19 protein-coding genes are annotated in these 22,860 nt (G+C 44.2%); 10 read left to right on the top strand and 9 right to left on the bottom strand.

All coding sequences use genetic code 11. The features are described from left to right. Positions 1-102 precede the first annotated feature (102 nt). On the bottom strand, positions 103-1,146 hold the full coding sequence (locus LDO37_RS05145; protein WP_126608277.1) for a type III polyketide synthase: 1,044 nt from the start codon (positions 1,144-1,146) through the stop codon (positions 103-105). Between the two features lie 352 nt (positions 1,147-1,498). Between LDO37_RS05145 and LDO37_RS05150 the strand changes: the two genes are divergently transcribed. The 3 genes from LDO37_RS05150 to LDO37_RS05160 all read left to right on the top strand — a co-directional run bounded on the left by LDO37_RS05150 (position 1,499) and on the right by LDO37_RS05160 (position 4,579). Continuing rightward, complete coding sequence (locus LDO37_RS05150; protein ID WP_126608278.1) at positions 1,499-2,494, top strand: DctP family TRAP transporter solute-binding subunit; 996 nt, start codon at positions 1,499-1,501, stop codon at positions 2,492-2,494. 96 nt (positions 2,495-2,590) lie between these two features. Further along, entirely contained in the window at positions 2,591-3,214 is a 624-nt protein-coding gene (locus LDO37_RS05155) for a TRAP transporter small permease (protein WP_126608279.1), read from the top strand. A 3-nt stretch (positions 3,215-3,217) separates the two neighbouring features. Then, the gene (locus tag LDO37_RS05160) at positions 3,218-4,579 is read left to right on the top strand and encodes a TRAP transporter large permease (protein WP_126608280.1); all 1,362 of its coding nucleotides are present in this window, start codon (positions 3,218-3,220) and stop codon (positions 4,577-4,579) included. Between the two features lie 96 nt (positions 4,580-4,675). Here LDO37_RS05160 and LDO37_RS05165 read toward each other — a convergent pair whose 3' ends face one another. From LDO37_RS05165 to LDO37_RS05175, 3 genes are all read right to left on the bottom strand, one after another. Continuing rightward, positions 4,676-4,921: a DUF2798 domain-containing protein gene (locus LDO37_RS05165; protein WP_126608281.1), complete on the bottom strand. Its 246-nt coding sequence runs from the start codon at positions 4,919-4,921 to the stop codon at positions 4,676-4,678. A gap of 65 nt (positions 4,922-4,986) precedes the next feature. After that, entirely contained in the window at positions 4,987-5,514 is a 528-nt protein-coding gene (locus LDO37_RS05170; RefSeq protein WP_126608282.1) for an NADPH-dependent FMN reductase, read from the bottom strand. Positions 5,515-5,577: 63 nt separating this feature from the next. Further along, the gene (locus LDO37_RS05175; RefSeq protein WP_126608283.1) at positions 5,578-6,438 is read right to left on the bottom strand and encodes a pirin family protein; all 861 of its coding nucleotides are present in this window, start codon (positions 6,436-6,438) and stop codon (positions 5,578-5,580) included. 106 nt (positions 6,439-6,544) lie between these two features. On the opposite strand from LDO37_RS05175, the gene LDO37_RS05180 reads away from it, so the two are divergent. Next, positions 6,545-7,456, top strand: a complete 912-nt coding sequence (locus LDO37_RS05180; protein ID WP_126608284.1) for a LysR substrate-binding domain-containing protein — start codon at positions 6,545-6,547, stop codon at positions 7,454-7,456. Positions 7,457-7,483: 27 nt separating this feature from the next. On the opposite strand, the gene LDO37_RS05185 is transcribed toward LDO37_RS05180, so the two are convergent. From LDO37_RS05185 to LDO37_RS05205, 5 genes are all read right to left on the bottom strand, one after another. Further along, positions 7,484-8,764 carry a TRAP transporter large permease gene (locus LDO37_RS05185; RefSeq protein ID WP_221768548.1) on the bottom strand — a complete coding sequence of 427 codons (1,281 nt, stop codon included), beginning with the start codon at positions 8,762-8,764 and terminating at the stop codon, positions 7,484-7,486. Then, positions 8,761-9,258, bottom strand: a complete 498-nt coding sequence (locus LDO37_RS05190; protein ID WP_126608286.1) for a TRAP transporter small permease — start codon at positions 9,256-9,258, stop codon at positions 8,761-8,763. The genes LDO37_RS05185 and LDO37_RS05190 overlap by 4 nt, the downstream gene beginning before the upstream one ends. A gap of 113 nt (positions 9,259-9,371) precedes the next feature. Next, positions 9,372-10,349, bottom strand: coding sequence for a C4-dicarboxylate TRAP transporter substrate-binding protein (locus tag LDO37_RS05195; protein ID WP_101113580.1), 978 nt, complete (start codon positions 10,347-10,349; stop codon positions 9,372-9,374). Between the two features lie 394 nt (positions 10,350-10,743). Then, complete coding sequence (locus tag LDO37_RS05200; protein WP_126608287.1) at positions 10,744-12,081, bottom strand: sigma-54-dependent transcriptional regulator; 1,338 nt, start codon at positions 12,079-12,081, stop codon at positions 10,744-10,746. 8 nt (positions 12,082-12,089) lie between these two features. Next, positions 12,090-13,880: an ATP-binding protein gene (locus LDO37_RS05205; protein WP_126608288.1), complete on the bottom strand. Its 1,791-nt coding sequence runs from the start codon at positions 13,878-13,880 to the stop codon at positions 12,090-12,092. Positions 13,881-14,326: 446 nt separating this feature from the next. On the opposite strand from LDO37_RS05205, the gene tig reads away from it, so the two are divergent. The 6 genes from tig (at position 14,327) to ppiD (ending at position 22,852) form a co-directional block, all read left to right on the top strand. After that, complete coding sequence (gene tig, locus LDO37_RS05210; RefSeq protein WP_101113583.1) at positions 14,327-15,628, top strand: trigger factor; 1,302 nt, start codon at positions 14,327-14,329, stop codon at positions 15,626-15,628. A 105-nt stretch (positions 15,629-15,733) separates the two neighbouring features. Next, the gene (gene clpP, locus LDO37_RS05215) at positions 15,734-16,360 is read left to right on the top strand and encodes an ATP-dependent Clp endopeptidase proteolytic subunit ClpP (protein ID WP_101113584.1); all 627 of its coding nucleotides are present in this window, start codon (positions 15,734-15,736) and stop codon (positions 16,358-16,360) included. An 86-nt stretch (positions 16,361-16,446) separates the two neighbouring features. Then, positions 16,447-17,727, top strand: a complete 1,281-nt coding sequence (gene clpX / locus LDO37_RS05220; protein WP_101113585.1) for an ATP-dependent protease ATP-binding subunit ClpX — start codon at positions 16,447-16,449, stop codon at positions 17,725-17,727. Between the two features lie 113 nt (positions 17,728-17,840). Then, on the top strand, positions 17,841-20,192 hold the full coding sequence (gene lon, locus LDO37_RS05225; RefSeq protein WP_126608289.1) for an endopeptidase La: 2,352 nt from the start codon (positions 17,841-17,843) through the stop codon (positions 20,190-20,192). A gap of 194 nt (positions 20,193-20,386) precedes the next feature. Then, the gene (locus LDO37_RS05230; protein ID WP_101113587.1) at positions 20,387-20,659 is read left to right on the top strand and encodes an HU family DNA-binding protein; all 273 of its coding nucleotides are present in this window, start codon (positions 20,387-20,389) and stop codon (positions 20,657-20,659) included. A 327-nt stretch (positions 20,660-20,986) separates the two neighbouring features. Then, complete coding sequence (ppiD, locus tag LDO37_RS05235; protein WP_126608290.1) at positions 20,987-22,852, top strand: peptidylprolyl isomerase; 1,866 nt, start codon at positions 20,987-20,989, stop codon at positions 22,850-22,852. The last annotated feature ends 8 nt before the right edge of the window (positions 22,853-22,860 follow it).

The raw sequence follows: 22,860 nt of genomic DNA on the forward strand, positions 1-22,860 counted from the left end.
AAAGTGATAAAGCTCGCGTTGGGCTAGAACTGAGCACATAAGTTAATTATATAAATACTAACTACGGGTGTCTGAACTTGAATTCAGACGCCCGTTTTACTTTTACTGCCAAGTACCCAATGCCATCTCAGTGGTAAAACCGGGTCCAAATGCTGCCATGACGCCTTGTTCTCCTGCTTTTCGATGTTCAAAACTTCTTCTGAGTACATCGATAACGGCAGCGCTAGAGGTATTGCCAGTTTCACGCAAGCATGCTCTAGAATGGTCTAGGGCGTCAGGTGTTAGACCTAACGTGCGCTCTACTTCATCTTGAATTCTCCGACCTCCGGTATGGAAGAGGTAGAAGTCCAGATCTTTAGATCGCTTATCCTGACGAGATTGAACAAAATCATCGATGACAGGAGCAACGCGTTCAATCGAGTACATCACTTCCTTATCTAATGAGAATTTAAAACCCCTCGGTGTCATGTCGTAGCGAATAAATGCTTCACTTTGTTGTAGGAAGTGGCTGGCAGAGTGTGTGAGTTTCATTCCGCTGGTTTGATCGTCTCCACGCATGACTACTGCTGCACATGCATCGCCAAACAGTGAGTTGGTCACAAAGTCTTGAATACGGTTCGCGTATTTATCAAAGCACAGCGATGACGTTTCTAGTGTCACAATCAGGGCGTTGTTGTTCGGTGACTGTTGGCAGTGGTCAAATGCTCGATTCACTGCAGCAGCACCTGCTACACATCCCATCTGAGCCATTGGCAACTGAATGGTTGAATTGTTGAGGTTAAGTGCATTGATTAAATGAGCTGTGAGCGAAGGCATCATAAAACCAGTGCATGAGGTCACAATGACCATGGTGATATCTTTGATCTGAAGATCCGCATTCTCAATTGCTTGAAGGGCGGCTTGTTCAGACATAAACCGAGCCTGTTCATCGTAAATAGCGCTTCGTTCATCAAAATCTTCTAGCGAGACGACTTTCTCGAGTGGGACGATAAGGTGGCGTTTATCAATACTTGAATTTCTAACCATATCAAACGCTTTTTCTGCGTGAGGTTGGTCGCTATGCAGTGTGCGAAGGCATTCAATAATTTCGTCTTGAGTCACCACGTACTCGGGAAAATAGACGGAAGGCTTACTTAAAACACTCATGACGTTTCTCCTGTTGTTGTTTTATAAATGATCATTTAGGTATTCATAATTTATAAAAACAACAAGAGTTGCATCATTATATGAATCTGGTTCCGCATCAAAATGAGAGTTGTGGAACAAAACGTTAAGGAGTGCACCAATGTTTCACTTTCCACCCATCTGCTTCTTTTTAATGGGTGGGTTTCCGCCTAAACGGATTTCGGTTTTTCAGGTGCTCATAGAGGCAGTTCACTCACAGCCTTTATGGTTAAAGGGTTGTTAATAAAATGTATCAGGTTGGTCTGGGTTTTGCTCTTAGTCGAGTACATGGTCTTCAGTGATGACGACTAAGTGTTAAACAAGGAGAATATAAATGTTAAAGCCTCTTACCCTACTTTCTGCCTCTATCTTGGCGCTTACCAGTTTCCAAGCGGCTGCTAACTGTGACCCTGGCGAGATTGTTATTAAATTCAGCCATGTGACCAATACAGATAAACACCCCAAAGGCATTGCTGCCTCTCTACTTGAGAAGCGTGTGAACGAAGAGATGAACGGCAAAGCCTGTATGCAGGTATTCCCTAACTCAACGCTTTACGATGACAATAAGGTCCTTGAAGCGCTACTCAATGGTGATGTGCAATTAGCGGCACCATCGCTATCGAAGTTTGAAAAGTTCACTAAGAAGTACCGTATTTTCGATTTGCCATTTCTGTTTGAAGATGTGGACGCTGTCGACCGTTTCCAAAACTCAGAAGCGGGTGACAAGCTTAAAAATGCGATGAAACGTCGTGGATTGAAAGGATTGTCGTTCTGGCACAACGGAATGAAGCAAATGTCTGCGAGCAAACCGCTGATGTCTCCTAGCGATGCAGAGGGGCTGAAATTCCGTGTTCAAGCGTCGGATGTATTGGTCGCGCAATTTGAACAGTTAGGGGCGAACCCACAAAAAATGTCGTTCAAAGAAGTGTACGGTGGCCTTCAAACGAAAGTTATCGATGGACAGGAAAACACGTGGTCGAACATTTATGGCAAAAAATTCTTCGAAGTTCAGGACGGGGTTACGGAAACCAACCATGGCATTATCGATTACTTAGTGGTGACCTCAAATACATGGTGGAAAGAATTACCTCAGGACGTTCGAGAAGAGTTTAATGCCATTCTTAATGATGTGACGGCTGCACGTAATTCCGCTTCCAGTGAGGTAAACGAAATCAACAAGCAAAACATCATAGCCGCGGGTGGCGTAGTAAGGTCTTTGACACCTGAACAACGTCAGGAGTGGGTGACTGCACTTAGACCTGTCTGGAAGAAGTTTGAAAAAGACATCGGTGCAGATTTGCTCGAAGCCGCTTTAGCTTCAAATAAATAATAAAATTTAACCACGAAAGTTCAACAGACCCTAGGCATGACAATTTCTGTCATGCCCATTTCCCTTACATTTTTCCTAATACAGCGGAGTATCTGTATGGAACAGTCCTTATTTACTCGAGTCGGTAAGGTAACGGATCAAATCGAAGAAACACTGATTGCCTTGTTTCTTGGGAGTATGACCCTACTTACCTTTTCTAATGTGGTGTTTCGTTATGTGTTTAACGACAACATCCTTTGGGCACTGGAACTGACCGTTTTTCTCTTTGCCTGGATGGTACTTGTCGGCGCTTCTTATGGCGTGAAAAAACATTTTCATATTGGTGTGGATGTCATTATTAACCTCGCACCAGAGCGGGGAAGAAAGATGTACGCATTAGCTGCTGTTGCGCTGTGCCTGCTTTTTTCTATTTTGTTATTTATTGGTTCTTGGAATTATTGGTTTCCGTTTGTGACTGAGCGCGCATGGTACGAGACCGACGATATTCCTATGCCGGAAATTCTGCAATTCCTATCCGATTGGATGAATGAAGGCGAGCGCTACGAAAAAATGCCACGCTTTATCCCTTACGCTGCACTTCCAATTGGTATGGCGTTACTGACCTTTCGCTTTGCGCAATGCGCGTGGCAAATCGCGACAGGAAAAATCGATCGTCTTATTTCCAGCCATGAAGCGGAAGAAGATTTAGAAGCACTGAAATCTGAAAGCAAGGAGAGCTAAGCCATGGACATTTTATTGCTGTTTATTATGGTCATAGGCTTCATGTTAATTGGTGTGCCCATTGCGGTTTCCCTTGGTCTAGCCAGTGTCCTATTTCTGTTGCTTCACTCTGATGCTTCGTTGGCTTCTGTTGCCCAAACTTTGTTTAATGCGTTTGCTGGCCATTACACATTATTGGCCATCCCGTTTTTTATACTCGCCTCAAGTTTTATGTCTACGGGGGGCGTTGCCCGTCGAATCATTCGATTTGCGATTGCGATGGTGGGTTGGTTCCGTGGTGGTTTAGCAATGGCGTCGGTCGTAGCCTGCATGATGTTTGCGGCGTTATCGGGTTCATCTCCTGCAACGGTGGTGGCTATCGGTAGTATTGTTATTGCGGGCATGGTGAAGAATGGATATTCCAAAGAATTCGCTGCTGGTGTTATTTGCAATGCAGGCACATTGGGAATCCTCATTCCGCCATCCATCGTGATGGTTGTATACGCTGCCGCGACAGATGTTTCTGTTGGGCGGATGTTCTTAGGTGGTGTAATTCCGGGCTTGCTTGCTGGAGTGATGTTGATGATTGCCATCTACATTGCGGCAAGAGTCAAAAACCTGCCAGCACAGCCCTTTGTGGGGTGGGGCGAAGCCTTTGCGGCCGCAAAAGATGCAAGCTGGGGTTTATTACTGATCGTGATCATTCTTGGCGGGATTTACGGTGGGGTATTTACACCAACAGAGGCGGCAGCCGTCGCGGCTGTGTATTCTTTCCTTATTGCAAACTTCATCTACAAGGATATGGGGCCGTTTGCAGATAAAGAAAACACCAAACCATTGTTGGTGAAAGTGTTCCAAACCTTTGTTCACAAAGACACAAAGAACACGTTATATGATGCGGGTAAGCTAACGATTATGTTGCTGTTTATCATCGCTAATGCGTTGATTTTAAAGCACGTTCTCACAGAAGAACGCATTCCTCAGATGATCACCGAGTCAATGCTATCGGCGGGCTTAGGCCCAATCACCTTCCTTATTGTTGTAAACGTCTTACTGCTTATCGGTGGCCAGTTTATGGAGCCATCAGGTTTATTGATCATCGTTGCTCCTTTAGTTTTCCCTATTGCCATTGCGCTGGGTATCGACCCGATCCACCTTGGCATTATGATGGTGGTGAACATGGAAATTGGGATGATCACGCCGCCTGTCGGGCTCAATTTGTTTGTGACAGCAGGGGTAGCGAAAATGTCGATGATGAATGTGGTCAAAGCCGCGCTACCTTGGGTTGCGGTGATGTTCCTCTTCCTCGTGATTGTCACTTATGTTCCATGGGTGTCGACTTGGCTACCGACCACGCTTATGGGACCTGAAATCATAACAAAATAGAAGCGAAGCGTAGAGACACCCTACACTCAACCGTTATCGCTCAATAAAACGCACTTGCCCTGCTTTCCCCTGCAGGGCTTTTTTATTTTGAACGACTTAGCTTGCTTCTCGTTCTTCTTCCTTGGTTCTAAAGATAGAATCCACGATTTTCTGGGTTACTGGAACAACGAATATGCTTAATGGCAGTGCGACCCAAAATGACATGAACCATGTATTCGGCCAAGTAGAGATAGCTTGTGAAACATCTACAGTTAGTAGCCCCATTGCTAAAGACATTCCACCAGACATGATTAAAGCCATAATGGCTGAGAATAGGTAAAACTCTTTCCGTTCTAAGCTCATTTTGTTTACTCCCCTGTTATCGATGTTTATGTTAACGGCTTCCAATTTGGTCTAGTGAAAATGTTTTACTTTGCCCAAACGTTGAGAACGCTTTCTAGTTTGCTGTCCAATTCATGGTTGATTAACACTTGGTTGTCGCTATTAAAGTTGTCATAGAAACTCGGAATGCTCAGTGAACCTACAACCTTACCTCCAAAATGTGGTGCTGCTTCAGTGGCAAGCTTTAGAACATTATTTGCTCCACTGGGACCTGGCGAGGTTGCTAGAAAAATAACAGGCTTGTCTTGGTAGACATTTCTGTCTATACGACTTAACCAATCGAACAAGTTTTTGAACGCAACAGTAAAGTTACCGTTATGTTCTGCAAGAGAAATGAGAACTGCATCAGCCTGTTCGATTCGTTTTGCAAACGAGTGTGCTGTTTTCGGAATGCCGTACTCTTCTTCAAGATCAATATTATAGATAGGTAAGTCAAAATCGTTAATGTCGACAAAATCAATTTCGGAATCCACTAGCTTGCTGGAGGCGAACTTTACTAGCTGCTTGTTAATTGAATTACGACTGTTTGTTGCGGCTAAAGTGAGTACTTTCATGTGGATCCTCGAATATTAGTTCTGCTATTAAGTGTGATTTAGGGTTAATAACGGCGATTTAAATTACAACGAGCCAAGTTCCCCAGCTTGATACCGAGCAGTAACATCATCTATTTCTTGCTGATTGCTCATCGCAAAAGGTCCTTGCTGTACGAAGCTTTCATTAATGGTTTCGCCTGACAGTAGAGTAAAGTGGCTTTGAGTTTCGGACGTTCCACGCACATTCAATTCGATGGGATCTGTTTGGCTTATTGTGGTTGATTCTCCTTGAGCAAGCGCATGCCATTTGCCGTCAATTTTGTACTGTAAGTCACCCTCTACCGCGTACAACCATGCATTAAAGTCTTCCTTTATATTGTGCGTGAACGTTGAATCTTCTGAAGCGTATCCATCCAGTATTAAGAAAGGCCAAACGGATGACTCGGAAACACGTTGACCATTACTTTCACCCAAAACTAACCTTACGCGATAACCCTGACCTTCAAGAGTGGGCATATTTTTCTTTTTGATATGCAGAGAGCTAGGTGATTGGTGTTTAAGTTTGGCCGGTAAATTTACGAATATTTGTAAGCCGTGGATTTTAGCGCCTTGGCGTGGAGCTTCATCATGTAAAGCGCCGCTTCCTGCATTCAGCCAGTATAGGTCTCCAGCTTCTATATCAAAGTCGTTACCCAAAGAGTCGCGGTTGTTAAATTTGCCTTCGCTATCTTCAAAAATGACCGATACGGCTGAGATACCAGCATGAGGGTGAGCACCAAATGTCGGTACTGTCATTGTGTAGTGATCCACCATGATGATTGGGTCCATAGTCCCTTCGAACTGAGAGTGTCGAAACCCTAGGCCGGTAAATCCGCTACCAACGCTCAGAGCGTTGCCTGTTACCTTTACCTGTTGAGTAGCGTTGATGTTTTTTAGAGCAGTCATAATTCTTTTCCGTTCCATTTGTTGGCTTGAAACTAATATATCCGTTTGGTTTAACTCAAAAAACCGTTAATATCTGAACATATCGTTCCATATTTAGGACAATAAAATGAAGGTCGATCTGAATGATTACTTCTATTTTGTACATGTAGTAGAGAAAAAAGGGTACACAGCGGCAGCAAGAGATTTAAATATGCCTAAATCTCGGTTGAGCCGTCATGTCACGCAGTTAGAGGAGCGTTTAGGAGTGAGGCTGTTGCAAAGAACCTCACGTAACGTAACGGTAACGGATGAAGGCCATGGGTTTTATCAGCATGCTCGAAAATTGGTCGACACCATGGAATTGGCCGAGGCGGCGATGGAAAGCCGAATGGGGCTGCTGAGCGGGAAAGTTGTTTTAAGTTGCTCAACGGGAGTCGCTCAATTTGCGCTTATCGATATCATCACTGAATTTGCTAAGCTGTATCCCCAAGTCCTTATTGAGCAACGTGTTTCGAATACAAACGTTGATCTGATTGCTGAAGGTATCGATATGGCGATTAGGGGGCACAGTAGTGAACTACCCGATTCAAGCTTAATTCAACGATTTATCACCAAAGTAGAATGGTCCTTGTATTGCTCACCAAGCTATTTAGAAGAAATTGGAAAAATTGAAAGTCCCTACGATTTAGCGCGATGCCGAGTACTCAAAGTTGGGCGATCTAACGGAAAAGATGCCATCCCTCTTCAGCGCAAAGATGGACTGCGCACACACCAAAATACCAACATCGTCATGTGTTCAGAAGATATGTCGACGCTAAAACAAGCGACAATAGAAGGCCTCGGTGTCATTGCCTTGCCTGATTATGTGTGTAAAAAGCCCTTACAGACAGGGCACCTTGTCCGAATCCTTCCTGAATGGATTTCTCAATCCGCGAGCTTGAGTTTATTGATGCCTTCCAGACTAGGAGTGCCTGCCCACACGAACGCACTTGCTGAGTTCATTCGAGAGAAGTTGCCCCTAGCTGTAGGTGTTAAGTAATACTTCCCCCAACTTCCTGTTACACATCTAGTTCATTGTGCTTGGAAGCCACAATGAAATTTGCGGTACAAAAGTGAGTAGCAGTAACACTGCAATCAGCATGGCAAGAAACGGCAGGACTTCTTTAACAAATTCTTTCACCGAAACCTTACTAATACTGCAAGCTGTGAACATTAACGTGCCGAGAGGTGGGGTAACGCCAGCGATGGTGAGATTCAGTACCATCACGATGCCAAAGTGAACAGGATCGATACCGACTTTAGTGATAATAGGGACCAAGATCGGTGTCAGAATAATCAGAGCTGCGCCTCCCTCGATAAACATGCCAACTGCTACCAACAAAAGATTGATGATGAGCAGCAACAAATAAGGATTATCTGTTATCGCCAGCATGGCATTGGCAACCTGAACCGGTAACCTTTCCCAAGAAAGATAAAAACTGAACGTCGAAGCCGCACAGATTATGAACATAACGGTGGACGTTGCGATGACGGTCTCTTTCATAATTGCAGGAAGTGCTTTCACCGAAAACTGTCGGTGAATATAGCCCACGATTATGGCGTAGATCACCGCAATTGCGCCCGCTTCGGTTGGAGTAAAGAAGCCAAATCTTATCCCCCCAATTATTCCGATAGGAACCATTAACGACCACGAGGCATTTCTCAGAGCGATTAAGCGATCAGTCAGTGACGATTTTTGAGGTTGAGAAGGGGCGTACAGACGAATTCTAGATATGCGATGCGCGACGATCATCAAAGCAATACACAGTACAATACCCGGAATAACGCCCGCTAAGAATAGCTTGCCAATTGAAACATCACCCATGTATCCATACAAAATGAGCCCAATTCCTGGAGGAATAATGACGCTAATAATGGAAGAACAAGCGGTGACTGCTGCCGAGAATGCAGTGTGATAACCCCGTTGATTCATTTGCGGAACCATAATTTTGCTTTGCATGGCGGTATCGGCATTGGCGCTTCCGGACATGCCGCCCATCAGTGTGCTGAGCAAAATGTTCACTTGCGCTAACCCTCCAACTCTATGCCCTGTCAGGCTATCCGCTAGCTTCATAAGCCGATCTGTAATGCCAGAATGGTTCATGATGACACCCGTCATAATGAAAAAAGGAATAGCCAAAAGAGGGAAAGAGTGAGTAACGGCAACAAAGCGCTGGATGAAGATTTGGTGCTGAATGCCATTAGTCATCATGAAAAACGATAGCCCAGCAATAGCCAAAGCGAAGGCCACAGGTACATTGGCGGCAAACAACAGAAACAAGATGAAAACAGGGAGTAAATCCATTATTTCGCCTCCACGTTAGTATCAGAATCGGTCTCTTCAGGCTTGATGAAAATATGACAGACAGCGTGGATAAACATGAAAAGAAAAGACAAGCACGTCGCGAGATAAACAAACGAAAATGGGAGACGTAATACCGGAGACGGGCGGTTCCATGATTGGAAAGCCAACACTGAAGCGAGATAAAAACTGTACGCCAAAAACACCATAATTAGCGCAGTTGTAACAAAGTCTAATCTTCTGCGAATGTTTTGCGGTAGTGCATCGACAAAAACGGGAACACCAATGTGCAGCGTTTTTCGGTAGCAAACGGATGCCCCCATAAAGACCAGCCAGGTAAAGGCGATGCCTGACAATTCGGTCGTCCATGTTGCGGGTTGCTCTGTGATGTATCGAGTGACCACGCCCCAAACAACCGAACCTAAGACTAGGCTCATGGCAATCAAAGCGAGTGTGGTTTCAATGTTACCAAGTACCTTTGATACTCTTTTTGCTGCCATGAATTGTCTCCTTACAATCCAAAACCTAGATCTTCATATCGTGAAAGCGAACCCATATTCGCTGAACTTAGCGTTATGGGTTACCTGGGTTTTCAAACTAGATCTAACAAATCTTAGTTATCCAAAATTTCACGGACTTTGGCATGAAGCCCTTCCGACCATTTAGGGAACTTACCGTATACCGGTGCTGTGGCTTTTTGGAATGCTTTAGCATCCACATTTTTATGGACGGTAACACCTTCAGAGCGCAGCTTATCGAGCAGAGTTTCCGTTGTGCCTATGGAAAGTTCCGTCATGTAATCACCTGCTTTGATGGCTTCTTCTGCAAGAATGGTTTGAATATCTTGAGGTAAGTTAGCGAAGTAATCTGCATTAATAACAAGCCCGATGAAGGCTTTAAAGTGGCTGGTTAGCGAAACGTGTTTTTTGCTTTCATATAACTTAGCGGCGTACAACGACCCTAATGGTGCTTCGGCTGCATCTACAACGCCTGAAGAGAGCCCCGTGTACACTTCAGACCAAGCCAATTGCGTGGCACGAGCACCCATGGCTTTTACGGTTTCAATCCACATTACATTAGGCGGAACTCGCATGGACACTCCTTTCAAATCGGAAGGAGAAAGAATCGCTTTGTTTGAGATGATGTGTCTTTCGCCGAACAACCAATTCATGGCGAGGACTTCAAAATTACCGTTCTTCTTAACCGTATTCTTCATAGATTGGTACAGCGATGAATCCAGTAGCTTTTTAAAATCTTTTGGATCTTCCAGTAAATACGGGCCATTCAGTACACCAAAATCTGGCGCGTAGTCGGATAGATAACCGGGATCGGCAGTTTGGATGACAGGAAGACCTAATTTGACCTGTTCGTAGACTTCTAAGTTGGTACCCAGTTCACCATTAGGGTGAATGGTGATTTTGATTTTACCGCCAGAACGTTTTTCAACGTTAGCAGCATAGTATTCCAATGCTTGATGCAGTGGCTCTTGGTTAGAGGTGACGTGGGCGAGCTTAAGCTCGTAATCGGCAGAGAATACTGATGTAGAGATCAGCATCATCAAAGCCGTCATTGATCTGAGAAAACGTTCCATGTGTTACTCCTGGTTGTTCAAGAAAACTGAAATTGCATAGCGGAAGAACCCGCGTGGTGTCGCGTAGACACTGCATAAGATAAAGCTTGAGCAGCTGCGGCACTGGCTTGCCCCGGTACTTCACTGTTTCCGAGTGGACGGCTTCTCTGGTCTCAGAAGGAACAAGATAGAATCTCAGTTATGTGCTTAGAGTTGAATCCATATATAAAAGTAAATTTCATATATGGATTTACGTTATCGTTTGTGTGGTTGAAAAACAACCAGCGGTGAGAAGGTAATGGTAAAAGTGTGATGATTGGCAGTGAAACTGTGAATTGAATAAGTGACTTGTTTTATATTTGAAGCCCACTTATAGAATTAGTGGGCTCAATAGGGCTTGAAAGGGCAACGAATCCTAATTCTTAAAGCTGTCTTTGTTAATGCCAAATTTCTGCATCTTGTCGTACAGGGTTTTTCTTGGGAGGTTTAGCGTAGACATGGTGTCTTTAATGCTGCCGTCGTGGGACGACAAGGCTTGCTCTATCAGGGCTTTTTCAAAATCAGCCACTTGCTCTGCCAGCCCTAACTGCGATTTTGGCTTTGTAGCTTCTCCAAGTTGGTTTAATTTCCCAAGCAAAACGAACCGTTCTGCAGCATTTCTTAGCTCTCGAACATTGCCTGGCCAGTCATGAGCGAGTAATGCCTGTAAATCAGCAGGTGGCAATGAGGTAGCGGCCTTGCCGTAACGAGCAGCAGCAACAAGCAAGAAATGATGAAATAGGGCAGGGATGTCCTCTTTTCTCTCTCTAAGTGGTGGTAAGTCCAGAGTCACGACGTTTAAACGGTAGTAGAGATCTTGCCGAAAGGTGCCTTGTGATGCAGCGTCTTTCAAGTCGGTTTTGGTCGCGGCAATAACGCGGATGTCTAACCCAATACTCTGATTGGAGCCGATCCTTTCGATCTGTCTTTCTTGTAGTACGCGCAATAGTCGAATTTGGGCTTGCATTGGCATGGATTCAATTTCATCCAAGAAGAGCGTACCACCTTGAGCGTATTCAAATTTACCGACTCGAAGGCTATCGGCACCCGTATATGCGCCTTTTTCATGACCATAGAGCTCACTTTCAATCAGGTTCTCTGGCACAGCTCCACAGTTAACCGCAACGAAGTTTTGTTCTCTACGGCTGCTTTGTTCATGAAGTGAACGTGCAACCAGCTCTTTTCCTGTACCCGTTTCTCCAAACAAGAGAATATCGGCGTTTGTATCTGCGATATGGGCAATGGTGTCACGAAGGTCTTGGATGCTATTGGTATTTCCGATAATTCTTGGGCCAAGAGTTTGGTTGGCTTTTAATGCGCGTTTGAGTTTCTGGTTTTCCAGTGTGAGTTTTCTGCGTTCAATGGCACGTTTTACCGTATCGATAAGCCTATCGTTTGAAAACGGTTTTTCGATGAAATCGTACGCACCATCATGCATCGATTGTACTGCCATTGATATATCACCGTGCCCCGTAATTAAAATCACTGGCAGATCTTCATCTCTCACTTTGATGGAATTTAATAACTGCTGCCCATTAATGCCGGGTAAGCGGATATCGGTGACAACAACATAAGGTGGATCGTCATCATCGAACGCGAGCAATGCAGATTCCGCATCTGGAAAACCAGTAGCTTGAATTTCAGCAAGTTCGAAAGCTTGTTCCATTGCGATTCGGAGATCTTCTTCATCATCGACAAAATGTATATGAGACATACTCGTTCCTAAATTTTGGGTAGCAGAAGCCGGAAACAAGCACCCGAATGTTCAGTATTACCCGCTTGCAGTTCACCATCCATGGTTTGCATGATTTGCTGAGATATAGATAAGCCTAATCCCAAGCCATTTTGCTTCGTCGTATAAAAAGGCTCAAATAACTGATTGAGCGTATCTTGCGTAATACCAGGACCAGTATCTTCAATATCAATCATGACGTAATCCGATGTTGCATGTAACTTAAGTTGAATGTGTTTTTGTGGCTGCATATCCATTGCCTGAATGGCATTAGTGATTAAGTTCACTAGCACCTGTTCAAGCTGAATTGGGTTTATTCTGGATTTGAATGGCTGCTCCAGACCTTCACACTTTAACTGCGTCAGACTCTCTTTGAGTTGAGGCTTTAGCAATTCTTGCGCTGCAATAATAACTGGCGAAATTTGGGTAATGACTCTTTCACTCGCGTCACTTTTTTTCGCAAATGTTTTTAATTGCTGACTAATTTTTGCCATACGGTCGGTTAACGCAGAAATTCTATGGAGGTTCTGGTGGACTTTATCGTGTTGGAACTTTACCAAAAATAGCAGTGCGTTATCGGCGTAGCTGCGAATCGCTGCTAATGGGTTATTGAGCTCGTGGCTGATGCTGGCGGACATTTGCCCTAACACCGCCAATTTCGCTGCTTGAATCAATTCCTCTTGAGTTTGCCTAAGTGCCGATTCGGTTTCTGCTCGGACTTTTATTTCCTCTTGAAGCTCTGCGGTGCGCACCATAACTTGAAACTCAAGTTTTTGCTTAGATTCCACCTGAATCCGTTCGATTTGCCGCTGTTTAGATTTTTGTTGGCGAATGATGAAACTCGCCAAATACAATAAAATGAAAACCAAGGTATTAAGGGCAATTAACGCTGAAACTTTCCAAACTAGGTTTAGTTTTGGACTCAATACGCGAACCGTTAATGAGCTCCCTTTAAGTGGACGCACCACACTTAAGTATTGGTTAAAACTGACGTATTGATTGAAGAAGGCATTGGTTCCCTGTAATTGGAGTTCGGTTTCTGGTGCCTCGAAATCCCCCACAAATGAAAGCGCAAAAATATCTCGTTCCAAATAGCGGCGGCTTTTTCTGATTTCCGCAATTTTGTCTTGTTTCAAAGGATAAAGGCTGTGATACCACCAGTTGATGCGATTAGACATAAAAACAATGTCGTCTGCATCGGTTACAACGAAAAAACTGTTTTGGCTTGTCCAGTCTTCTTCAATGGTCGATAAATCTTTTTTCACCACCAAAACACCTACGTTACTGCCTGCATGTTTAACTGGATAAGAATAGAAGTAACCGCGTCTACCTGAAGTACTGCCGAGAGCAAAGTATTCGCCTCGCTTTCCATTGATGGCTTGTTGGAAGTAAGGGCGAAATGCGAAGTTTCTTCCAATAAATGTTTTTTTATTTTGCCAATTACTTGCAGCAATCGTTGTGCCGACATGGTTAAGTAAATACGTGTCGGCAGCGCCGACTATTTGGTTTACTTCTTCTAAGTAACGATTTGTGATATCAAGTTGCGCACTGTTGGTAGGCGAAAGTAGCGCGTCTACAAGCTCATTATCCTTCGACATGAGTTGAGGAATATAAGCGTATTTTTCGAGCTGAGTCGTTAAGTGATTACTAAGTTGATCGGCGTGCAAATTGGTTTGGTCTAATTGATTTTGATAGCCCAGTCGCCAGCCCCATAAGCCTAAAATCAAGCTAGAGACTACGTAGGAGAACATCAATATAATTGGAATACGCCGTAGAATCATAGAGGTAAATTTTTTCAAAAACTGATAACGTAAAAGTAACAAAAAAGAGAAAACTTTGGTGTGTTAAAACAAGACTCGGATCTCTTTTTTATCTTTTCATAAAAAAAACAGATTATTTCCCTTGAAAAGCCATGTATCGTCCCCATTTCTCAGAAAACTTTTGCCAAATATTCGAGAAATCAGGACTTGGCTCGACAGTCGTCACGCATATCGCTAGAATGTCGCGTCTAAAATTTCTGTCCTGAGGCTAATTGGAGACGTTCTTTCTGCGAAGTCAGTATGGAAGAGGTCACTGAATAGTTCATGAGCTACGAATTGAATGGTTTGTGGGTCTCCGAATTTCATTTTATGCATTCAGACAGAATGCAACTTAAGGATGAAGTCACCGCTAAGGCGCTGGCTCCTAAGCTCAGGTAATACTGAGCCAGTTTTGAGGTTTATTTATAATGCAAGCTACTGTTGAAACTCTAGAAGGCCTAGAGCGCCGTCTTACTATTACCGTTCCTGCTGCAAACATCGAAGACGCAGTAACAGCTGAACTACGCAACATCGCTAAAAACCGTCGTTTCGATGGTTTCCGTAAAGGCAAAGTGCCTTTGAAGATGGTTGCGCAAATGTACGGCAAAGCAGTACGTCAAGATGTGATGGGTGAGGTTATGCAACGTCACTTCATCGAAGCGATCGTGAAAGAAAAAATCAACCCAGCAGGCGCACCTACTTTCGCTCCAGTGGAAACTGAAGAGGGTAAAGACCTAGTATTCAACGCAACTTTTGAAGTATACCCAGAAGTTGAACTTAAAGGTCTAGACAACATCACTGTTGAAAAGCCAGCAGTTGAAGTGAAAGAAGATGACGTTGCAGAGATGATCGAAACTCTTCGCAAGCAGCAAGCAACTTGGAAAGAAGTTGAAGGCGCAGCGTCAGAAAACTCTCGTGCAACAATCGACTTCGTTGGTTCTATCGACGGTGAAGAGTTTGAAGGCGGTAAAGCTGAGAACTTCCCACTAGAAATGGGCGCTGGTCGTATGATCCCTGGTTTCGAAGACGGCATCGTAGGTAAATCTGCGGGCATGGAATTCGAAATCGACGTAAACTTCCCAGAAGATTACCACGCTGAAAACCTAAAAGGTAAAGAAGCGAAGTTCGCTATCAAAGTGAACAAAGTTGAAGAGCGTGAGCTTCCTGAACTAGACGAAGAATTCGTTTCTAAGTTTGGTGCTGAAGGCGGTATCGATGGTCTTAAGACTGAAGTTCGCAAGAACATGGAACGCGAACTTAAGCAAGCTGTTAAGAACCGTATCAAAGAGCAAGCGCTTGACGGTCTAGTAAACGAAAACGACATTGACGTGCCAGCTGCACTTATCGATCAAGAAATCGGTACTCTACGTCAGCAAGCTGCACAGCGTTTCGGTGGCAACCCTGAAGCGGCTGAACAACTTCCACGTGAGTTGTTTGAAGAGCAAGCAAAACGTCGCGTAGTTGTTGGTCTTCTACTAGGCGAAGTTATCAAATCTGAAGAATTAAAAGCTGACGACGAGAAAGTTAAGGCTATTATTGAAGAGATGGCTACTGCTTACGAAGATCCAGCGGAAGTTATTGCTTACTACGAGCAAAACGAACAAATGATGAACAACATGCGCAATGTTGCGTTAGAAGAGCAAGCGATCGACGCTATCATCGCTAAAGCAAAAGTTTCTGACAAAGAAGTAAGCTTCAACGAGCTTATGAATGCACAACAACCTGCATAAAATCAGGTTTCAGTGCGTAGAAAGTTGACTTTGTTTTAACTCTTCTGCTAACAATGGTCCGTATGAGTCTATCATCCGGGCCATTTTATTTAGGGATATAAGAATATGAGCTACCAAGAAAAAAATGCAATGTCTCCAATCATTGATGCACTAGTACCCATGGTGGTAGAACAAACTTCCCGTGGTGAACGTTCTTACGATATCTATTCTCGTCTGCTTAAAGAGCGTATCATTTTTCTTACTGGTCAAGTCGAAGACCAAATGGCGAACCTAGTGGTTGCGCAATTGCTGTTTCTTGAATCAGAAAACCCAGACAAAGACATCTTCCTATACATCAACTCTCCAGGCGGCAGTGTTACAGCAGGCATGTCTATCTATGACACGATGCAGTACATCAAACCGAACGTGAGTACAGTATGTATGGGTCAAGCGTGTTCAATGGGGGCATTCCTGTTGGCAGGTGGTGCAGAAGGTAAGCGCCACGTATTACCAAACTCTCGTGTAATGATTCACCAGCCTCTTGGCGGTTTCCAAGGTCAGGCATCTGATATTCAAATTCACGCTCAAGAAATCCTGACGATTAAATCGAAGCTAAACAAGTTGCTTTCAGAGCACACTGGTCAGCCTCTTGAAGTTATTGAAGGTGATACAGATCGCGACAACTTTATGTCGGCAGATCAAGCAGTAGAATACGGTTTGGTTGATTCAGTTTTGACGCACCATAAAGCGTAATTGCGCTTCGCCGAAAGATGCAGGCGAAATTTGGTGAAAATTGATATAAACTCAAAACAAGACAGTTAAGGCTAAGAGGTTAGCGAATGACAGATAAAAGCAAAGAGGGCGGTAGCGGTAAGTTACTTTATTGCTCTTTCTGCGGCAAAAGCCAGCACGAAGTTCGCAAGCTAATCGCAGGCCCATCAGTGTACATTTGTGACGAATGCGTCGACTTATGTAACGATATTATTCGTGAGGAAATCAAGGATGTGCTCCCTAAGAAAGAGTCGAGCGCACTTCCTACTCCTCGCGAAATTCGCGAACACCTTGATGATTATGTGATTGGCCAAGATTACGCAAAGAAAGTGCTAGCGGTTGCAGTATACAACCACTACAAGCGTCTGCGTAATGGCGACACAACGAGCGAAGGCGTTGAACTGGGCAAGAGTAACATTTTGCTGATCGGTCCAACAGGTAGTGGTAAAACACTGCTGGCTGAAACCCTGGCTCGTTTCCTTGATGTTCCTTTCACTATGGCTGATGCAACCACATTGACGGAAGCTGGCTATGTAGGTGAAGACGTTGAGAACATTATTCAGAAGCTTCTGCAGAAATGTGACTACGATGTAGCAAAAGCAGAGCGCGGCATTGTCTATATCGATGAAATCGATAAGATTTCTCGCAAGGCAGAGAACCCCTCAATCACTCGCGATGTTTCGGGTGAAGGTGTTCAGCAAGCGTTATTGAAGCTGGTTGAAGGTACCGTCGCTTCTGTTCCGCCTCAAGGTGGAAGAAAGCACCCTCAACAAGAGTTTTTGCAGGTAGACACTTCTAAGATTCTGTTTATCTGTGGTGGTGCGTTTGCCGGTTTAGATAAAGTCATTGAGCAACGTACCGCGACAGGTACAGGTATCGGCTTTGGTGCAGAGATTCGTTCTAAAGACGAAACTCGCACAGTGGGCGAATTGTTCATGCAAGTCGAACCAGAAGATCTCGTTAAATACGGTTTGATTCCAGAATTCATTGGTCGTCTACCGGTTACTACGACTCTGACAGAACTTGATGAAGAAGCGCTTATTCAGATTCTTTGTGAACCAAAGAATGCGTTGACCAAGCAGTATGCTGCTCTGTTCGACATAGAAGATGTAGAGCTGGAATTCCGTGAAGATGCACTAAGAGCCATTGCTAAGAAAGCGATGGATCGTAAGACTGGTGCTCGTGGTCTTCGCTCTATTCTTGAAGCTGTTCTTCTCGAAACAATGTACGAATTGCCATCATCAGAAGATGTAAGCAAAGTCGTTATAGATGAAGCAGTTATCCAAGGCGAATCTGAACCATTGTTGATTTATGAAGGCAATGACAATCAGGCCGCTGGCGCGGAATAAAAAACTTTTAAATACTAAAGGAGGCTTTTGCCTCCTTTTTTTTATTATCTCGTTGAATCTAAGCCATTTGCCCCCATATACTGCAAATAAGCAGAAACGGAAGAGAGAATAGTATGAACTTGGAACGTTCCGAGCGTATCGAGATCCCCGTATTACCCTTGAGAGATGTAGTGGTATATCCACACATGGTTATCCCTTTGTTTGTTGGCCGAGAGAAATCAATCCGTTGCCTGGAATCTGCGATGGACACCAGCAAACAAGTTCTACTTGTCGCACAAAAGCAAGCAGACACAGATGAGCCGTCTATCGATGACCTGTTTTCCATTGGTACCGTAGCCACAATCCTACAGTTGTTGAAATTGCCAGATGGCACTGTGAAGGTGTTGGTTGAAGGTCAACAGCGCGCTCAAATTCATCAGTTTAAAGAAAATGACTTTTTCCTAGCAGACGCTGAATACTTGCCGACTCCAGAGTTGGATGAACGCGAGCAAGAAGTCGTTGTTCGCAGCGCTATCAATCAGTTTGAAGGTTTCATTAAATTGAACAAAAAAATTCCGCCTGAAGTATTAACTTCTTTGAACGGAATTGATGAAGCTGCACGCCTAGCTGATACCATCGCAGCCCACATGCCTCTAAAACTTAATGACAAGCAGCAAGTTCTTGAAATTATAGATGTCAATGAACGTCTAGAATTCCTGATGGGGCAAATGGAATCAGAAATCGATTTGCTTCAAGTCGAAAAACGCATCCGTGGTCGTGTTAAGAAGCAAATGGAAAAATCTCAGCGCGAGTACTACCTGAATGAGCAAATGAAAGCCATTCAGAAAGAGCTTGGTGAGATGGACGATGCACCAGACGAATTCGAAACTCTGAAGATTAAGATCGAAGAGTCGAAGATGCCTAAAGAAGCGCGTGAGAAGACTGAACAAGAGCTGCAAAAGCTTAAGATGATGTCTCCAATGTCAGCCGAAGCAACGGTTGTGCGCAGCTACATCGACTGGATGGTTGGTGTTCCTTGGGCTAAGCGCTCTAAAGTGAAGAAGAACCTTTCTAAAGCTGAAGAAGTGCTAAACGAAGACCACTACGGTCTAGAGCGCGTTAAAGAGCGTATTCTGGAGTACTTGGCAGTACAAAACCGTATCAACAAGCTTAAAGGTCCTATCCTTTGCTTGGTTGGTCCTCCGGGCGTAGGTAAAACCTCTCTTGGTCGCTCTATTGCGGCTGCTACTGGTCGTAAATATGTTCGCATGGCTTTGGGCGGCGTACGTGATGAAGCCGAAATCCGCGGTCACCGACGCACTTACATTGGCTCAATGCCGGGTAAGTTGATTCAAAAAATGTCGAAAGTGGAAGTGAAAAACCCACTGTTCTTGTTGGATGAAATCGACAAGATGTCTTCTGACATGCGTGGCGATCCTGCATCAGCATTACTTGAAGTGCTTGACCCAGAGCAAAACAACTCATTCAATGACCACTACCTTGAAGTGGACTACGATTTGTCTGATGTCATGTTTGTTGCAACGTCTAACTCAATGAACATTCCAGGTCCATTGCTTGACCGAATGGAAGTGATTCGTCTATCTGGTTACACAGAAGATGAAAAGCTGAACATTGCTAAACGCCACTTGGTTAGCAAGCAAATCAAACGTAATGGCTTGAAAGAACACGAAATCGAAATCGAAGATTCTGCCATCATCGGTATTATTCGTTACTACACGCGTGAAGCGGGTGTACGTAGCCTAGAGCGTGAGATTTCGAAGATCTGCCGTAAAGCAGTCAAGAATATCCTGCTTGATTCTAACCTTAAGAAAGTAGTCGTAAACATCGAAAATCTTAAAGATTTCCTAGGTGTACAACGTCATGACTTTGGTAAAGCGGACGACAGTAACCGTATTGGACAAGTTGTCGGCTTGGCTTGGACGGAAGTTGGCGGCGATCTGTTGACGATTGAAACCGAATCTATGCCAGGTAAAGGCAAACTATCGCAAACGGGTTCTCTTGGTGATGTGATGCAAGAGTCTATCCAAGCTGCGATGACCGTTGTTCGCTCTCGTGCGGAAAGATTGGGTATCAACTCAGACTTTTACGAAAAACGTGATATTCACGTGCACGTTCCAGAAGGGGCAACGCCAAAAGATGGTCCTAGTGCCGGTATCGCGATGTGCACAGCGCTGGTTTCTAGCTTAACAGGGAACCCTGTGAAAGCGGACGTAGCGATGACAGGTGAAATTACTCTGCGTGGCGAAGTGCTTCCAATCGGTGGATTGAAAGAAAAACTGCTCGCTGCTCACCGTGGTGGCATTAAAACGGTTGTCATTCCTAAAGACAATGAACGTGATCTGGAAGAGATTCCTGACAATGTTATTGCAGATCTGGTGGTTAAACCGGTTCAGTGGATTGACGACGTGTTAACGATTGCATTAGAAAAAGACCCGTCTGGAGTCACTCTAGAGTCTGTAAAATAGTGACGTGCAGCAAAAATAACTAAACAAAACACGCTGACTTGCTTGAAAAGGCTTGTCAGCGTTTTTTTTGGACGCTAAGTTTATCCACCAAGGACAACGCCTTTATCCATAAGGTGCGGTTTAAAAATAACTAAATTTTTTAACGGAACGAATACTGCCATTTTGGAATCGGTAGTACTAAAGGGGAACATCACGTGAATAAAACACAACTAGTAGAAAAAATCGCAGAGAACGCTGACATTTCTAAAGCATCAGCGGGTCGTGCCCTAGACGCATTCATTGAAGCAGTGAGTGATACTCTACAGTCTGACGACCAAGTAGCATTGGTAGGCTTTGGTACATTCAGCGTACGTACTCGTGCAGCACGCACAGGTCGTAACCCTAAGACTGGTGAAGAGATCCAAATCGCGGAAGCAAAAGTACCAGCATTTAAAGCAGGTAAAGCGCTTAAAGACGCGTGTAACTAAATTTGAATTGACCTGCTAAAGGTTAATTACTGGGAATGGCGCTCAAAAACGCCAAAAAGTCCTGAAATATGCGCATCAATGTGGTGCGCATTTCTTTTTCTGATATCATCTTCACCATTCAGCGCTATAGAGCGAAATGCCTGCTCCCTTCTGAGTAAGTTGCGGTCTAGAAAATTGAAAATGTACTCATTTCTTTAATGAACTTTTTTGTGGACTGCAGATCTAAATCACACATATTTATCAGTGAGCTGGATAATTAGATTCGCTACTGTGTAGATTTAAGTGCTTAGTCAGAGCTCAGGCTCAATTTTGGAGAGTTGTTACATTATGATGGAACGATTGCGCGAAGGCGTAAACAGCATCGCAGTTAAAATTATTCTGGGACTTATTATTCTGTCCTTTGTCTTCACTGGTGTCAGTGGCTATATCGGTAGTGGTAGCAACGTTGCTGCTAAAGTCGATGGTGTTGAGATTAGCCGCGGAGCTTTTGAGCAAGCGTATCAAAATGAACGCAACATGCTTCAAGCGCAATATGGTGAGCAATACGCTAACCTTCTTTCAGACCCCGATTTCGTTCAAAGACTGCGTCAGTCAGTTTTAGATAAAATGGTGAATGAAATCCTGCTTGAGAATCACGCAAAGTCACTTGGTCTGCGAATCAGCGATGAACAAGTACTTGGTATGATCCTGCAAATGCCAGAATTCCAATTGGAAGGCAAATTCAATCAGGACATCTATGAGACTTCTCTTCGCCGTGCTGGCTATACTCCAGAATCATTTGGTGAAGTAATGCGTCGCAGTGAAGTACGCAATCAGCTTCTTCAAGCGGTAAGTGCAAGTGAGTTTAGCCTTCCAGGTGAAGTTGCTGATCAATCTAAACTGATCACTCAGACTCGTGATATTCGTACGCTTGAGCTAAACGTTGAAGAGTTTGCAAAATCTGCAAATCTTTCAGATGAAGAGCTTCAAGAATACTACTCATCGAATGCCTCTCAGTTCACACGTCCAGAGCAAGTTAAGGTGTCATACCTAGAGCTTTCGGGTGATGCATTGAAAGCGAATGTAGATGTTACTGAAGAAGACATTGAAGCATACTACCAAGAGAGCATTGATCAATACTCTACAGCAGAGCAGCGCAGCGTGAGCCATATTCTGGTTCAAGGCGACGAAGAAGCTAAAGCACAAGCTATTTTGGATGAGCTGAGCGCGGGCGCTGACTTCTCTGAGCTAGCAAAGTCTCGTTCGGAAGATATCGGTAGCGCTGAAACTGGCGGTTCTTTAGGTTGGATTGAGCGTGATGTGATGGATCCAGCATTTGAAGAAGCAGCGTTTGTTCTGACCGCAGTTGGCGATACAACTGGTCTGGTTAAATCTGACTTTGGTTACCACATCATCAAATTAGATGACTTGAAAGCTTCTGAGACTAAACCGCTAAGTGAAGTTAAAGACGAGATCAAGCAAGACATCGTTAACCAAAAAGCCGCTGACCGCTTCCATGATCTATACAATGACCTAGAGCGCATTGCATTTGAAGCACCTAACTCGCTAGAACCATCAGCAGAGTTGATTGAGAGTACCGTGCAAACTACGGACTTTGTTTCTCGATTTAATGCGCCAGAGATTCTAAGCAGTCCTGAAGTTCAAGAAGCTATCTACAGCGTAGAAGTGAAAGAAAATGGTGAAAATTCAATTCCTGTTGAGATTGCACCTGAACATGTTGTAGTGGTTCGTGTTGATGACGTTCGAGAAGAAACGGTGTTGCCGTTTGAAGAAGTGAAAGATCAAGTTATGCAGCAGTTGTCTGTTGTAAAAGGTGAGCAAAAAGCCGTTGAACTTGCTGACCAGCTTATCGAAACTCTATCTAACGACGACACGAGTGTTCTTGAGCAAGAAGGCTTAGCGTTTGGCGAGCAAGAAACCATAAACCGTGGTAACCCACTTGCGAACACGGTATATGCTCTGACTAAGCCAGAAGAAGGCAAGAAAGTTTACGGACAGTCTAAAGACTTCTCGGGCAATATCGTTGTGGTTGAGCTAGCTGGTGTTGCTGCTGAAGAGCAACCAGCGTTTGCTGCACAAATCGGTATGCAGTTAGTGCGTTCTAACGGTGAACAAGATGTGATTGCATTGAGCAAAGCACTGCGTGAAAGCGCGGATGTCGAGTTCTACGTAATTGAGAGTACCCAGCCGTAAAAGTATGT

The organism is Vibrio penaeicida (genome assembly GCF_019977755.1).
In the GTDB taxonomy this organism is placed as follows: Bacteria; Pseudomonadota; Gammaproteobacteria; order Enterobacterales; family Vibrionaceae; genus Vibrio; species Vibrio penaeicida.

Coding starts and splice junctions, on each gene's coding strand:
- clpX (WP_101113585.1), top strand. CDS start 16,447: ATGACAGATAAAAGCAAAGAGGGCGGTAGCGGTAAGTTACTTTATTGC.
- LDO37_RS05150 (WP_126608278.1), top strand. CDS start 1,499: ATGTTAAAGCCTCTTACCCTACTTTCTGCCTCTATCTTGGCGCTTACC.
- LDO37_RS05175 (WP_126608283.1), bottom strand. CDS start 6,438: ATGACTGCTCTAAAAAACATCAACGCTACTCAACAGGTAAAGGTAACA.
- ppiD (WP_126608290.1), top strand. CDS start 20,987: ATGATGGAACGATTGCGCGAAGGCGTAAACAGCATCGCAGTTAAAATT.
- LDO37_RS05195 (WP_101113580.1), bottom strand. CDS start 10,349: ATGGAACGTTTTCTCAGATCAATGACGGCTTTGATGATGCTGATCTCT.
- LDO37_RS05170 (WP_126608282.1), bottom strand. CDS start 5,514: ATGAAAGTACTCACTTTAGCCGCAACAAACAGTCGTAATTCAATTAAC.
- LDO37_RS05180 (WP_126608284.1), top strand. CDS start 6,545: ATGAAGGTCGATCTGAATGATTACTTCTATTTTGTACATGTAGTAGAG.
- LDO37_RS05145 (WP_126608277.1), bottom strand. CDS start 1,146: ATGAGTGTTTTAAGTAAGCCTTCCGTCTATTTTCCCGAGTACGTGGTG.
- lon (WP_126608289.1), top strand. CDS start 17,841: ATGAACTTGGAACGTTCCGAGCGTATCGAGATCCCCGTATTACCCTTG.
- LDO37_RS05200 (WP_126608287.1), bottom strand. CDS start 12,081: ATGTCTCATATACATTTTGTCGATGATGAAGAAGATCTCCGAATCGCA.
- LDO37_RS05155 (WP_126608279.1), top strand. CDS start 2,591: ATGGAACAGTCCTTATTTACTCGAGTCGGTAAGGTAACGGATCAAATC.
- clpP (WP_101113584.1), top strand. CDS start 15,734: ATGAGCTACCAAGAAAAAAATGCAATGTCTCCAATCATTGATGCACTA.
- LDO37_RS05160 (WP_126608280.1), top strand. CDS start 3,218: ATGGACATTTTATTGCTGTTTATTATGGTCATAGGCTTCATGTTAATT.
- tig (WP_101113583.1), top strand. CDS start 14,327: ATGCAAGCTACTGTTGAAACTCTAGAAGGCCTAGAGCGCCGTCTTACT.
- LDO37_RS05205 (WP_126608288.1), bottom strand. CDS start 13,880: ATGATTCTACGGCGTATTCCAATTATATTGATGTTCTCCTACGTAGTC.
- LDO37_RS05165 (WP_126608281.1), bottom strand. CDS start 4,921: ATGAGCTTAGAACGGAAAGAGTTTTACCTATTCTCAGCCATTATGGCT.
- LDO37_RS05190 (WP_126608286.1), bottom strand. CDS start 9,258: ATGGCAGCAAAAAGAGTATCAAAGGTACTTGGTAACATTGAAACCACA.